At 46.8% G+C, this 14,249-nt stretch carries 11 protein-coding genes and 1 pseudogene; 1 reads left to right on the top strand and 11 read right to left on the bottom strand.

Translation table 11 applies throughout. The features are described 5' to 3' along the window. Window positions 1-96: 96 nt before the first annotated feature. The 11 genes and pseudogenes from SOHN41_RS07880 to sdhC form a co-directional block, all read right to left on the bottom strand. Window positions 97-609 carry a GNAT family N-acetyltransferase gene (locus SOHN41_RS07880; RefSeq protein ID WP_007647526.1) on the bottom strand — a complete coding sequence of 171 codons (513 nt, stop codon included), beginning with the start codon at window positions 607-609 and terminating at the stop codon, window positions 97-99. 176 nt (window positions 610-785) lie between these two features. Further along, window positions 786-1,711 (bottom strand): annotated as a pseudogene (locus tag SOHN41_RS07875) (AEC family transporter). A 227-nt stretch (window positions 1,712-1,938) separates the two neighbouring features. Next, entirely contained in the window at window positions 1,939-2,346 is a 408-nt protein-coding gene (gene rnk, locus SOHN41_RS07870) for a nucleoside diphosphate kinase regulator (protein WP_007647523.1), read from the bottom strand. Window positions 2,347-2,737: 391 nt separating this feature from the next. Then, window positions 2,738-3,610, bottom strand: coding sequence for a succinate--CoA ligase subunit alpha (sucD, locus tag SOHN41_RS07865; protein WP_007647520.1), 873 nt, complete (start codon window positions 3,608-3,610; stop codon window positions 2,738-2,740). Continuing rightward, the gene (gene sucC / locus SOHN41_RS07860) at window positions 3,610-4,776 is read right to left on the bottom strand and encodes an ADP-forming succinate--CoA ligase subunit beta (RefSeq protein WP_007647513.1); all 1,167 of its coding nucleotides are present in this window, start codon (window positions 4,774-4,776) and stop codon (window positions 3,610-3,612) included. The genes sucD and sucC overlap by 1 nt, the downstream gene beginning before the upstream one ends. Before the next feature lie 76 nt (window positions 4,777-4,852). Continuing rightward, window positions 4,853-6,043, bottom strand: a complete 1,191-nt coding sequence (gene odhB / locus SOHN41_RS07855) for a 2-oxoglutarate dehydrogenase complex dihydrolipoyllysine-residue succinyltransferase (RefSeq protein ID WP_007647511.1) — start codon at window positions 6,041-6,043, stop codon at window positions 4,853-4,855. A 31-nt stretch (window positions 6,044-6,074) separates the two neighbouring features. Further along, window positions 6,075-8,906, bottom strand: coding sequence for a 2-oxoglutarate dehydrogenase E1 component (sucA, locus tag SOHN41_RS07850; protein WP_007647510.1), 2,832 nt, complete (start codon window positions 8,904-8,906; stop codon window positions 6,075-6,077). A gap of 214 nt (window positions 8,907-9,120) precedes the next feature. Beyond that, on the bottom strand, window positions 9,121-9,828 hold the full coding sequence (locus tag SOHN41_RS07845; protein WP_007647509.1) for a succinate dehydrogenase iron-sulfur subunit: 708 nt from the start codon (window positions 9,826-9,828) through the stop codon (window positions 9,121-9,123). Between the two features lie 11 nt (window positions 9,829-9,839). Next, window positions 9,840-11,606, bottom strand: coding sequence for a succinate dehydrogenase flavoprotein subunit (gene sdhA, locus SOHN41_RS07840; protein ID WP_007647508.1), 1,767 nt, complete (start codon window positions 11,604-11,606; stop codon window positions 9,840-9,842). Beyond that, window positions 11,607-11,954, bottom strand: a complete 348-nt coding sequence (gene sdhD, locus SOHN41_RS07835; protein WP_007647507.1) for a succinate dehydrogenase, hydrophobic membrane anchor protein — start codon at window positions 11,952-11,954, stop codon at window positions 11,607-11,609. It lies immediately after the preceding gene. Further along, entirely contained in the window at window positions 11,948-12,343 is a 396-nt protein-coding gene (gene sdhC, locus SOHN41_RS07830; protein ID WP_007647505.1) for a succinate dehydrogenase cytochrome b556 subunit, read from the bottom strand. Before sdhC ends, sdhD begins: the two co-directional genes overlap by 7 nt. Before the next feature lie 416 nt (window positions 12,344-12,759). Here sdhC and SOHN41_RS07825 point away from each other — a divergent pair, with 416 nt between their 5' ends. Further along, the gene (locus SOHN41_RS07825; protein ID WP_007647504.1) at window positions 12,760-14,046 is read left to right on the top strand and encodes a citrate synthase; all 1,287 of its coding nucleotides are present in this window, start codon (window positions 12,760-12,762) and stop codon (window positions 14,044-14,046) included. Window positions 14,047-14,249: the final 203 nt, after the last annotated feature.

Genomic DNA, 14,249 nt, shown 5'->3' with positions numbered 1-14,249 from the left:
ACCAGCTAATGCTGGTTTTTTAATGTCTGAACAATGTCTACTCGCGCCTCACTACAACTTACCGCCATTACGCAAAACGCTTATCGGGCAATGCCATCAAAACACTTTATGGTACACATTCACTTTATGACCCATAAACACATTCGGCTCACGCAACTGCATACCGACTTTTTTCGCCACGGCTTCAGAACCGAGATTCCCCTCAAGGATGAGTGCAATCGCCTCTTTGATGCCAAAGGTTGGAAATGCTGTTAGCGCCGCCGTTGCCGCTTCGACACCTATGCCTTTGCCCCAATACTCAGGCAAATACCGATAGCCTAATTCGACCTCATTATATTCAGTAATATATTTAGGCCCACAAAAACCGATAACTTTACCATCTTGCTTATGTTCAACCGCCCAACGACCAAAACCACGACGCTCGTAATCTTCAAAAATAACATTGACCAGCATGGCTTGTGCTTGCGCCACATCCGTAAAGGGCTCACCCGGAATATAGGTTAAAATCTCCGGTATGCTATTGAGCAGAAATAACGCTTCGGCGTCTTCAACTTGAAATGGGCGGATGAGCAACCGCTCAGTTTCAGCGATAACTTTTGGTATTAACATAAATTCGTCCCTAAAAGATAACACTTTACATACTGCACTTGCAGAATATCTATCAAATATCGGCTAGCTACCTAGTCACATGTCTTACAATATGGATGAAAATTGAGCCTTTCATTTCACCATTAGTGCAATAGCAACGGTTTGAGTTAAAAGAACATCCCTCAAAAAATGGCTTATCACAATAACAAAGTTAACCACAGACTAAAACTAAAAACCGATAATACTGTCGATAACACCACAGTACTGGCCAGTGTAGACTCATGTTGTTGCAACTCAGTGGCAATCAAGTACGCATTGACCCCTAACGGTGACGCGCTAAGTAGCACCACCATGGCCAACGTATGAGACGGCAAACTAAATACAAGCTGTCCCATTGCGTAAACCAACAAAGGTAACAGCAGAATTTTTAACGCACTCGCCAGTAACGCAAGGCGCCAATCATCACCTATTCGGTAAAAACTCAAATTCGCACCCAGTACAAACAACGCGCTGGCGAGTGCTGGCTTTGCTAGTAAATTCAGTCCCGCATCAATTTGGGGCCATAATTGCAGACTCGCAGCGTTAGCGATAAGTCCGAGCGAAATACTCATCACCACTGGATTAAGTAACATAGAACGGCCAAATTGATGCCACGAAAAAACCTTATCATCGCCTCTGGCCGCTAAAAAAAGGTCAAGGCAAACAATAAGGCGCTGTGAAAGGTAATAATCATGAACACTTGCCCAATCATAGCTTGACCGAGCGCCGCGATAATCACTGGTAAACCCACTAACACTGTATTGGAATAACTGCAGCCTAGCGCGAACACACTACTGGCTTGTCTCCCCCGCTGTGCTGGCGGACCCAGATGACGGTTTACGCGATAGGATAGCGTAAATAGCACTAACACTGGCAGATAAAAACTCAGTAACACGCTCACATCAAGGCTTTGTTTTAATGGTGCGGCCAACATATTTAAAAATAAGAATGCCGGAATACTGACATAAAAAGTAAATTTACTCACGCCGCCTATCTGCTCCCGATTAAAAAATCCAAACCGAGTCAGCCCATAACCTAAGCTCACCATAAACAGCAGCGGAAAAATAATATTCAATATTGTCATGCTAAAGAGACCATAAACGAAAAAACACCGATACTTTCACTCGCTCGCGACAAATCGGCGCTATCATCGATAATAGCAACGATAACAATAGGCTAACGCTTTAACAAATAGCGACGTGAAAACATCTACCGTTGAAGATAAACAAACTGAGCCAGACACTACAACAAAGCCACCTTAACAAAGATGGCTTATGTCGCCGCGGTATGAGTGATTGCGTTTCGATATTATTAGCGGTGCAGATCGCCGCTACGCTCAGGCTGGTACAGGATTTCTTCGATGCGCACTTTTACCATAGAACCACCAGGGCCAGGCCATTCAATCTCATCACCTTGGGCCAGCCCTAATAATGCGCTGCCCACGGGAGCAAGGATGGAAATGGTGCCCTCACCCGTCGCATCCTCAGGATAAACTAAACGCAAACAAAAGGTGTCGTTGCTGGATGACACACTAAATTTCACTTCCGAATTCATGGTGACCACATTCGCTGGCATCTGCGACGCAGGCACAATATCGGCTCTGTCTAATTCAGCCTCCAATGCCGCTTTGCCCGGAAACGCATTTGCCGGCAGTGACTCCAATAATCGCTCAAGTCTTTCTAAGTCGATTTCCGAAATAATGATTTTAGGTATTTTCACAGTTTTCCCTCATAAAAAATAGATGTTTACCCCATGACACAGGTAAATATCGACCCCGTGACTTACCCTCCCCCAATGGGATAAGCCCGATAAAAATTCACTCGCAGCCAAAGGCGGCAATCGTGTGACATAAATTTGAATTCAAGATATTTTGCAGGAACAGCGCTGAAACCATAATCCCTGTGATTATGGTTAATGGCTCCACTCACCCTATGCTCACCCATTGCGCAAGCAAGTGCCGAGTAGAGAATGTCCAATCTAACCCGTAGAAGAAAAAATATCTAGCCTTCATGGTGTTATGTCAGTTTCATCCCGAACATTAAGCCTAAGAATCGCTAAACAGCAGCAATAAAAAAGGCGCCCTAGGCGCCTTTTTGTGTTTCAACGGTGATTACCAACCCGTTTTAGCACGCAGCGCTTTGCCGATATCAGCTAACGAGCGGACAGTTGTCACGCCCGCTGCTTCTAATGCAGCAAATTTGTCGGCAGCTGTACCTTTACCGCCAGCAATGATCGCACCAGCATGACCCATACGCTTACCAGCAGGTGCAGTTACACCAGCAATGTAAGAAACCACAGGCTTAGTCACGTGAGCTTTGATATAAGCAGCCGCTTCTTCTTCAGCAGTACCACCGATTTCACCGATCATCACGATCGCTTCAGTCTGAGGATCGTTTTGGAACATTTCCAATACGTCGATGAAGTTAGTACCTGGGATTGGGTCACCACCGATACCTACGCAAGTAGATTGGCCGAAACCTTCATCAGTCGTTTGCTTAACCGCTTCATAGGTCAGCGTACCTGAACGAGAAACGATACCCACTTTACCTTTTAAGTGGATGTGACCTGGCATGATGCCGATCTTACATTCACCTGGAGTGATAACACCTGGGCAGTTTGGACCGATCATGCGAACGCCAGTTTCTTCTAGCTTCACTTTCACTTGCAGCATATCCAGTGTAGGAATGCCTTCAGTGATACAAACGATAAGCTCAATACCACCGTCGATAGCTTCGAGGATAGCGTCTTTACAGAAAGGAGCTGGAACGTAGATCACAGATGCAGTCGCGCCAGTCGCAGCAACGGCGTCTTTCACAGTGTTAAACACTGGCAGACCTAAGTGCTCGCTACCGCCTTTACCTGGAGACACACCGCCCACCATTTGCGTACCGTAATCGATAGCTTGCTGTGAGTGGAATGTACCTTGACCACCGGTAAAACCTTGGCAGATTACCTTGGTATCTTTATTGATTAAGACAGACATTATTTGCCCTCCGCAGCTTTAACTACTTGCTCAGCCGCATCAGTCAGACTGGTAGCTGCAATGATATCAAGACCAGATTGTGCCAGAACTTCACGGCCAAGCTCAGCGTTAGTACCTTCTAAACGCACAACAACAGGTACTTTTACGCCCACTTCTTTAACAGCGCCGATGATACCTTCTGCAATCATGTCACAACGTACTATACCGCCGAAGATGTTAACCAGAACCGCTTTCACATTGCTGTCAGACAGAATGATCTTGAATGCTTCAGCAACGCGTTCTTTGGTCGCGCCGCCGCCTACGTCTAGGAAGTTCGCTGGCTTGCCACCGTGCAAGTTAACGATATCCATAGTACCCATAGCCAGACCAGCACCGTTCACCATACAGCCAACGTTACCGTCTAATGCCACATAGTTCAGTTCGAACATAGCGGCGTGGGCTTCACGGGCGTCATCCTGTGATGGATCGTGCATTGCTTTGACTTTAGGTTGACGGAACAGTGCGTTACCATCGATACCAATTTTACCGTCTAGGCAGTGCAGGTTACCTTCAGTGGTGATAACCAGAGGGTTGATTTCTAATAATGCGAAATCATGATCAACAAACATAGTCGCTAGACCCATAAAGATCTTAGTGAACTGTTTCATTTGAGTTGGGTTCAAACCCAGTTTGAAGCCAAGATCACGGGCTTGATATGGCTGTGGGCCTGTCAGCGGATCGATGATCGCTTTGTGAATGAGTTCTGGCGTTTCTTCTGCCACTTTCTCAATCTCAACGCCGCCTTCAGTTGACGCCATAAACACGACGCGGCGTGTGCTACGGTCAACGACTGCGCCTAAGTACAGTTCGTTAGCGATGTCGGTGCAGCTTTCTACTAAAATCTTAGCAACTGGCTGACCTTTCTCATCCGTTTGATAAGTCACCAGATTTTTGCCTAACCAGTGTTCGGCAAAGGCTCTGATTTCTTCTTTATCGCCAGTGACTTTTACGCCACCCGCTTTACCGCGGCCGCCTGCGTGTACTTGACACTTAACAACCCATAAATTTCCGCCAATACGGCCCGCCGCTTCTACAGCTTCTTGGGCTGTATCACATGCAAAACCTTCTGACACTGGTAAACCATATTCGGCAAATAGGGATTTTGCCTGATACTCATGCAAATTCATGATGATCTATCCGTATACTTCTAATCAAATCCAACTGGCCCTTAGGGCCAGTCACGAGGGTATGTCTGGCTTTTTCTTATAGATCGAGCAGCAGACGTGTTGGGTCTTCTAGGAAGTCTTTAATCGCAACCAAGAAACCAACAGACTCACGGCCATCAACAATACGATGGTCATATGAGAGTGCTAGGTACATCATGGGCAGAATTTCAACCTGACCATTGACTGCCATTGGGCGATCTTTAATGGCATGCATGCCTAAAATCGCGCTTTGTGGCAGGTTAAGAATCGGTGTAGACATCAGTGAACCGAAAACACCACCGTTAGTCACAGTGAAGTTACCGCCGGTCATATCAGCAACCGTCAGCTTGCCATCACGGCCTTTGATCGCCAGATCGCGTACTGCTTTTTCGATTTCAGCGAGGCTCATAGTATCGGTATCACGCAGCACTGGCGTTACTAGACCACGTGGTGTAGAGACGGCAATGCTCACATCGAAGTAATTGTGATAAATAATATCATCGCCATCGATTGACGCGTTCACTTCAGGGAAACGTTTCAGCGCTTCGGTCACGGCTTTCACGTAGAAAGACATAAAACCTAAACGAATACCATGGCGCTTTTCAAAGATATCTTGATATTGCTTACGGATATCCATGATGGGCTTCATGTTCACTTCGTTGAACGTGGTGAGCATGGCGGTAGAGTTTTTCGCTTCTAATAGACGATTAGCAATTGTCTTACGCAGGCGAGTCATAGGAACACGCTTCTCGCTACGGCCCGCAGCAAGAGGTGCAACTACGGGCGCAGCCGCTACCACTGCGGCCTTTGGCGCAGATTTTACATAGGCTTCAACGTCTTCTTTAGTGATACGACCACCCACACCCGTGCCTTTTACTTTGCTGGCATCCACATTGTGCTCAGCCAGTAAACGACGTACTGAAGGGCTTAAGGCATCGTTGCTTTCTTCGCTTGCAGCAACGGGCGCAGCCGCTTCGGCTTGGGCTTTAGTCACTTCTTGACCAGAAACCGCACCGGCGATGAATTTTGCAATCACTTGTTCGCCAAGAACGGTGTCGCCCTCTTGGAACAGAAACTCACCGATGTGGCCATCTTCCGGTGCAACCACTTCAAGAACCACTTTATCGGTTTCAATATCAACCAGGTTTTGATCACGAGAAACGTGCTCGCCCACTTTCACATGCCAAGTGGCAATCGTGGCATCGGCAACAGATTCTGGTAGTACGGGTACCTTGATTTCGATACTCATGAAAAACTATCCTTTTATAAAATGTCTATTACTACAGTGTGGTTGTGAGTTTTAGGGCACTGTTTACTAAAGATTCTTGCTGATGTGCGTGCAATTCTGGATAACCACAGGCAGGTGCAGCCGAAGCTTCACGACCCGCGTAGGTTAACTGTGCACCCGCAGGAATCGCAGCCCAGAAGTGATGTTGGCTAGAATACCAAGCACCTTGGTTTTGCGGTTCTTCCTGACACCAAACGAAATCTTTCACATGTTGGAAATCAGCCAAAGCAACGACCATTTCATCATGTGGGAACGGATATAACTGTTCGACACGAATAAGCGCTACGTTAGTGATATTTTCTTTACGACGTTTTTCCAATAGCTCGAAGTAAACTTTGCCACTACAGAAGACGACGCGATCAACCTTGCTCGCTTCCAAGGTGTCGATTTCACCGATCACATTTTGGAAACTACCATTGGCTAATTCTTCCATGCTTGAAACCGCTAATGGATGACGAAGCAATGACTTAGGTGACATAACCACCAAAGGACGACGCATAGGACGCACCACTTGGCGGCGCAGCATATGGTAAACCTGTGCCGGAGTTGAAGGTACACATACTTGCATGTTGTGGTTAGCACACATCTGCAAGAAACGCTCTAAACGGGCGCTTGAATGCTCAGGTCCCTGACCTTCATAACCGTGCGGTAACAGCATAGTCAGACCACATAAACGGCCCCACTTCTGCTCACCGGACGATAGGAATTGGTCGATTACCACTTGGGCACAGTTCGCAAAGTCACCAAACTGGGCTTCCCAAATCGTTAAACCACCGGGTTCTGCCGTGGCATAACCATACTCAAACGCCAGCACTGAGGCTTCAGATAAGACTGAGTCAGTAATATCGATTGGGCCTTGATCATCGGCAATATTGCGCAGTGGCATGTAAGTGGTGCCATCGTTTTGATTGTGCAGCACAGCATGACGATGGAAGAAAGTGCCACGGCCAGAATCCTGACCTGTGATACGCACACGTTTGTTGTCTTCCAGAATCGAGGCATAAGCCAGCGTTTCTGCAAAGCCCCAATCGAGTAACTTCTCACCTTTGGCCATCGCTAAACGGTCGCTATAAATCTTAGCAACCCGTGATTGCAATGGATGACTTTCAGGCACATAGCTCAGCTTGTCAGCCAGACTTTGTAGACGTTCGGCCGACATAGAGGCTTGATACGCTTCGTCCCACTCGCGACCGATATACGGTGTCCAGTCAACGGAATGGAGTGTCATTGGGCGCCATTCTTTGACCACACAATCACCTTGATCGAGTGCATCACGGTAATTATTGACTAAACCAGTCACATCATCGGCAGCGATCACGTTTTCAGCGATTAACTTGTCTGCATAAATCTTACGTGGAGTTGGGTGTTTCTTAATCTTGGCATACATCAGCGGCTGAGTCGCACTCGGCTCATCGGCTTCGTTATGGCCATGACGGCGATAACAGACTAATTCAACCACCACATCACGTTTAAACTCGTTACGATAATCGACTGCCAGCTGAGACACAAAGGCCACAGCTTCAGGATCGTCGGAGTTTACATGGAAAATCGGTGCCTGAACCATCTTAGCGATATCAGTACAGTATTCAGTCGAACGCACATCCGCATGGTTAGACGTCGTGAAGCCCACCTGGTTGTTCACTACGATGCGAATACTACCGCCCACTTTAAAGCCACGGGTCTGAGACATGTTGAATGTCTCTTGTACTATCCCTTGACCCGCGATTGCAGAGTCACCGTGAATAGTAATAGGCATGACTTGTAAGCCATCCTTACAACCGCGACGGTCTTGGCGCGCACGTACAGAACCAATCACCACAGGGTTCACAATTTCAAGGTGCGATGGGTTGAAGGCCAGTGCTAAATGCACGTTGCCGCCCGGCGTTTCGAAATCAGAGGAGAAACCTTGATGGTACTTAACGTCACCCGAGCCTAAATTGTCGTTGTGCTTACCCGCAAACTCGTCGAACAAATCGGCAGGACGCTTACCTAATATGTTGACTAACAGGTTTAGACGTCCGCGGTGCGCCATTCCGACAACAATTTCCTTAGTACCGGCTTCACCTGCGCGATAAATCATTTCACGCATCATAGGCACTAGAGCATCACCGCCTTCTAAGGAGAAGCGTTTTGCACCAGGGAATTTAGCCCCTAGGTATTTTTCAATACCTTCGGCGGCATTTAAGCCTTCGAGAATACGGGTCTTAACACTTTTATCGTAGTTAGCTTTACCTAAAGACGGCTCGAGGCGTTGTTGGATCCAACGCTTCTCATCGGTGTCAGTAATATGCATGTATTCGGCACCGATAGAACCACAGTAAGTGGCTTTTAGCGCCTTGACTAAATCCGCCAGCTTCATGGTTTCGCCGCCGTGGGCGAAAGAACCGGTATTGAACTCGCGTTCCATGTCTTCTTTAGTCAGACCATGGAAAGCAGGATCTAAATCGGCGACAGGTTCACGTTTCCACAGTTCGAGGGGATCAAGGTTAGCACCTTGGTGACCACGGAAACGATGGGCATTGATCAGCTGCAGGACTTTAACTTGCTTAGCATCCATTTCAGGATCGGTCACACGAGCCGAGCTCTTATGGCGTCCTTCAAGGGCTAAACTGCGGAAATAATCACGTACTTTTGAGTGAGCAGCTTCAGGCGCATCTATTGAGGCACCGTTCACCGGAGGGAGATTATCAAATACCGCACGCCAATCGTCAGAGACTGACTGTGGGTCTTCTTGATAGGCTTCATACATCTCTTCTACGTAGGTCGAATTTGCACCACTTAAGTGAGATGATTCGAGCCAGGCTTTCATGATGCCTTGGTGCATTTCTATTCCTTTCAAACTTTATACACGTGCTTAGCCATAGTATTGAATATGCAATCTGTTGCGATGAGCATCGACGCATAATTTCTGCCGCCCCTAGATGTCCAGATATACGGCGCGTTGTCTTCCATTACATACGCAAAAGAGTCACCTTCTGCTACCAGAAAGTGACTCTTCAAGAGCTATATTATTATTGGTTTCAGCTCGGGTTCTCGCATTACACAGCTCGCTTAAGCAGCATAGACTTAATATGACCAATTGCTTTAGTCGGATTAAGTCCTTTTGGACAGACGTCAACACAGTTCATGATGCCATGGCAACGGAACACGCTATAGGCGTCGTCCAGCTCAGAAAGACGTTCTTCTGTCGCTGTATCGCGGCTGTCGATCAAGAAACGGTAAGCATGTAGCAGACCGCTAGGACCGATAAACTTATCAGGATTCCACCAGAACGATGGACAAGCCGTAGAACAACAAGCACACATGATACATTCGTACAGACCATCTAAATGCGCACGCTGTTCAGGCGACTGTAAGTGTTCACGGGCTGGCATCTTCTCATCATTGATGAGATAAGGCTTGATCTTCTCGTATTGCTTGTAGAATTGAGTTAAATCAACCACTAAATCACGTACCACTGGCATACCTGGCAGCGGACGGATTTCCAATTTCTTACCCTTAAAGGTAGAGATTGGCGTAATACAAGCTAAACCGTTTTTACCATTCATATTAACGCCGTCGCTACCACACACGCCTTCACGGCATGAACGACGAAACGCTAAGGATGGATCTTGCTCTTTTAACTTGATCAGTGCATCGAGCACCATCATGTCTGAGCCTTCAGCCACTTCTAAGCTGTAATCCTGCATGTATGGTTTAGTATCTACATCAGGATTGTAGCGATAAACTGCAAATTCCAATTTCATCTTTGCAACTCCTAGTAGGTACGTTTCTTCGGCGGGAATGCTTCACGTAACTTAGGCGCCATATTTACAGCACGACGGTCCATGGTTTCGCTCACAGGGTCAAACAAGCTGTGGCATAACCAATTTTCATCATCACGCTCTAAATAATCTTCACGTGAGTGAGCGCCGCGGCTCTCAGTACGGAAGTTAGCGGCATAAGCGGTCGCAATCGCCGTTGCCATTAAGTTATCTAACTCTAAACATTCGATACGTTGAGTATTGAATTCACGAGAGTTATCAGACAACTTAGCATTTTCTAAACGCTTACGGATCGCTTTCAACTGCTCTAAACCTTCAGCCATAGCATCGCCACGACGGAATACAGAGAAGTTTAATTGCATGCAAAGTTGTAAATCCTTACGGATTTGCGTTGGGTCTTCACCGTCTTTGTTGTTTTCCCAACGGTTCAGGCGTGCGAGTGACGCTTGAATATCCGCATCGGTGGCATCTTTAGGATCGGCGGTCTCATCGAGAGCCTTACCTAAATGTTGACCCGCTGCACGACCAAACACCACCAAGTCAAGCAATGAGTTACCGCCTAAACGGTTAGCACCGTGTACAGATACACAGGCAATTTCACCCACTGCAAACAAACCAACCACATCTTGCTCGCTGCCATCTTCGTTCTTGCGAACCACTTGACCGCTGACCTTAGTAGGTAGACCGCCCATCATATAATGACAGGTTGGCAATACTGGGATTGGACCATCGGCCGGATCGATATGGGCAAAGGTACGAGACAATTCACACACACCTGGTAAACGTGCTTCTAAGGTTTCTTTACCTAAGTGGTCGAGCTTCAGTAAGCAGTGTGGGCCTAATGGGCCATCTAAACCACGACCTTCGCGGATCTCAGTCATCATAGAACGTGCTACCACGTCACGGGATGCTAAATCCTTCGCGTTAGGCGCATAGCGCTCCATAAAACGCTCGCCGTCTTTGTTCAGCAGGTAACCGCCTTCACCGCGACAGCCTTCAGTCACAAGTACACCCGCACCGGCGATGCCCGTTGGGTGGAATTGCCACATTTCCATATCCTGCATTTGCACGCCAGCACGCATTGCCATACCGACACCGTCACCGGTATTGATATGTGCGTTTGTCGTAGACGCATAAATACGACCCGCACCGCCTGTCGCAAGTACAGTCGCCTTGGCTTTGAAATAAACGATCTCACCGGTTTCGATTTCAATCGCAGTACAACCCACAACGACGCCATCATCGTTTTTAACCAAATCTAATGCATACCATTCTGAGAAGACTTGCGTCTTGTGCTTCACGTTTTGTTGGTATAAGCAGTGGAGTAAAGCATGACCGGTACGGTCGGCAGCTGCCGCAGTACGTGCCGCTTGCTCGCCACCAAAGTTTCTAGATTGGCCACCGAAAGGACGTTGATAAATCTTGCCGTTCTCGAAACGAGAAAAAGGTAAACCCATATGCTCGAGTTCGATAATGGCTTCTGGACCGGTTTGACACATAAATTCGATAGCGTCTTGGTCACCGATAAAATCGGAACCTTTAACGGTATCGTACATATGTTGTTCCCAATGATCCTCATGGGCGTTACCTAACGCAACGGTGATACCACCCTGCGCAGAAACAGTATGAGAACGGGTTGGGAATACTTTTGATAAAAGCGCACAGCTCTTACCTTCTTTGGAGATCTGCAGTGCTGCGCGCATACCCGCACCACCAGCGCCGATCACCACAGCATCAAATTCGCGTACTGGAATACTCACTTAGACACCCCACACAATAACAATGCCGGCCGCTAAATAGCAAAATACGGTAACGACAAAGGTGAACTGTAAAACACCACGTAATGACGTGCACTTGACGTAATCTGTCAGCACTTGCCATACACCAATCCAAGCGTGAATAAGCAATGCCACCAGTGCAAGCAGTGTGAACACTTTCATCGGCAGAGCACTAAATAGGCCATGCCAAACGTCGTAGGTGAGAGGGGAACTACATGCAATAAAGCCAACCATGAAAATGGTATAACAGGCGAGGATCACTGCACTAGCGCGTAGTAGAATAAAGTCATGAACACCACTGCGTCCAAAACTTGCTGCATTGGTTACCATACCCACATCCCCGCTAAAATTGAAAAGGCTACCGTTAATACAAAAACAGCTTTCGCTGATGCGGTACCCGAAGCCAACTCTTCCCAACGACCGGTATCCATTACTAAGTGGCGCAGGCCACCGAATAAGTGATAAGCCAGTGCTGTCAAAATGCCCCACATGATGAACTTCACAACGAAGTTATCGAAGAGAGATTGTACGCCAGCAAAACTTTCAGCGGAGGCTAAAGATGAATTTAGCAACCAAATAAGAATGCCAACAGCAAACAGCATGATGACACCGGAAACACGGTGAAGAATTGACACAATCGCTGTTGCAGGAAAGCGAATGGTCTGCAGATCTAAATGGACAGGTCTTTGCTTTTTCACGTTCTGCTCACTCAGCTCCATTGAGCATTTTTTTTGTTATGTGAACCGCTTTTGTACAAACTTTAAACCGAGAGGTAAATCACAGCAAAAGTAAACACAAAAGCAAAGTTTAAACAAACAGTTAACTATCTGAGCACGCTCTTATTTAACATGTAAACTAAGGGTACTTTATAATCGTTGTTTGTGGCCCTTATTGGGCGGAGGCAAGTATACTCGCGGCAAATGTCAAATACAAACATCACAGAATGCAAATTATGTTTTTTTGACGACTTTTTGGCGTAAGTGCCAGTTGCAGCAAGGAAAGTAAAGCGTTTTATACCATGGTCTAACAAATTTAAACGCTTATTTAAATTGAAATGTGATCTAGAATAGCTGTAAAGTAATGGCGGTTTGACATGCCGCACTCACAGATAAGAATGAAGTAAGGAGAACGGGGTATGGCTGATTTAAAAGCCAAATTAGAATTACCAGGGAACGACTCGATAGAATTGCCAGTAAAGCAGGGAACCGCTGGTTTTGACGTAATCGATATCAGTAAACTTGGCAGCAAAGGTTACTTTACTTTTGATCCAGGTTTTCTCGCGACAGCCTCCTGTGAATCTGCAATTACCTATATCGATGGCGATCAAGGTATATTGTTACACCGTGGCTATCCAATTGAGCAACTCGCCGTTGACTCCGATTACCTAGACCTGTGTTATCTGCTGCTTTACGGTGAACTGCCGACGACAGAGCAATATGCTGAGTTTGTACATACGGTTAAAAACCACACTATGGTCCATGAGCAACTAGCCTTCTTCTTTAGAGGCTTCCGTCGTGATGCTCATCCTATGGCGATGTTATGTGGTGTAACTGGTGCATTGTCTGCATTTTATCAAGACTCACTCGATGTCAACGATCCGCACCACCGCGAAATCGCCGCTTATCGTTTAGTCTCCAAAATGCCAACGATTGCCGCTATGTGCTACAAGTATTCCTCAGGCCAGCCATTCGTTTACCCACGTAATGACTTAAGCTATGCGGGCAACTTCTTAAGCATGATGTTTGCAGTGCCATGCGAAGAGTACAAAGTTAACCCAATCGTTGAACGTGCGATGGACAGGATCTTCATTTTACATGCGGATCATGAACAAAACGCATCAACTTCGACTGTACGTTTAGCCGGTTCTTCAGGGGCTAATCCATTTGCGTGTATCGCAGCGGGTATCGCTTCACTTTGGGGCCCTGCCCATGGCGGCGCTAACGAAGCTTGCCTACAAATGTTGGAAGAAATCGGTTCAGTTGACCGTATTCCTGAATTCATTGAACGTGCGAAAGACAAGAATGATCCATTCCGACTGATGGGCTTTGGACACCGTGTTTACAAAAACTTTGACCCACGTGCCAAAGTGATGCGTGAAACCTGTCACGAAGTACTGAAAGAACTGAAGGTCAAAGATCCGTTATTGGATGTGGCCATGGAACTTGAGCGTATTGCCCTTGAAGATGAATATTTCATTTCTAAGAAGCTCTATCCAAACGTTGACTTCTACTCTGGCATCATCATGAAGGCCATTGGTATTCCAACCAGTATGTTCACTGTGCTATTCGCACTGGCACGTACTGTAGGCTGGATTGCACACTGGAAAGAAATGTTAGATCAACCAGGCCACAAAATCAGCCGTCCACGTCAGCTATATACTGGCGAAACTGCACGTGATTTTGTTAAGCAAGACAAACGCTAAGCTCACTGTCTTAAGCATTAAAAAGCGCCCTAGGGCGCTTTTTTTATCCCGCATGACCCGTCCTAAATAGCGTTGACACTTTTCAATCTTTATTTGGAGAGTGTAATGAAATCAACAACCAAACGAACTCAACGGGATTATTCCCTCGCTTTTAAATTGGCCGTGGTCGACCAAGTCGAAAAAGGCGAGTTCAGTTACAAACA

The organism is Shewanella sp. HN-41 (assembly GCF_000217915.1).
Classification (GTDB): domain Bacteria; phylum Pseudomonadota; class Gammaproteobacteria; order Enterobacterales; family Shewanellaceae; genus Shewanella.
Note: the sequence above shows the minus strand (reverse complement) of the source record. Positions and strands in the feature narration are given on the sequence as shown.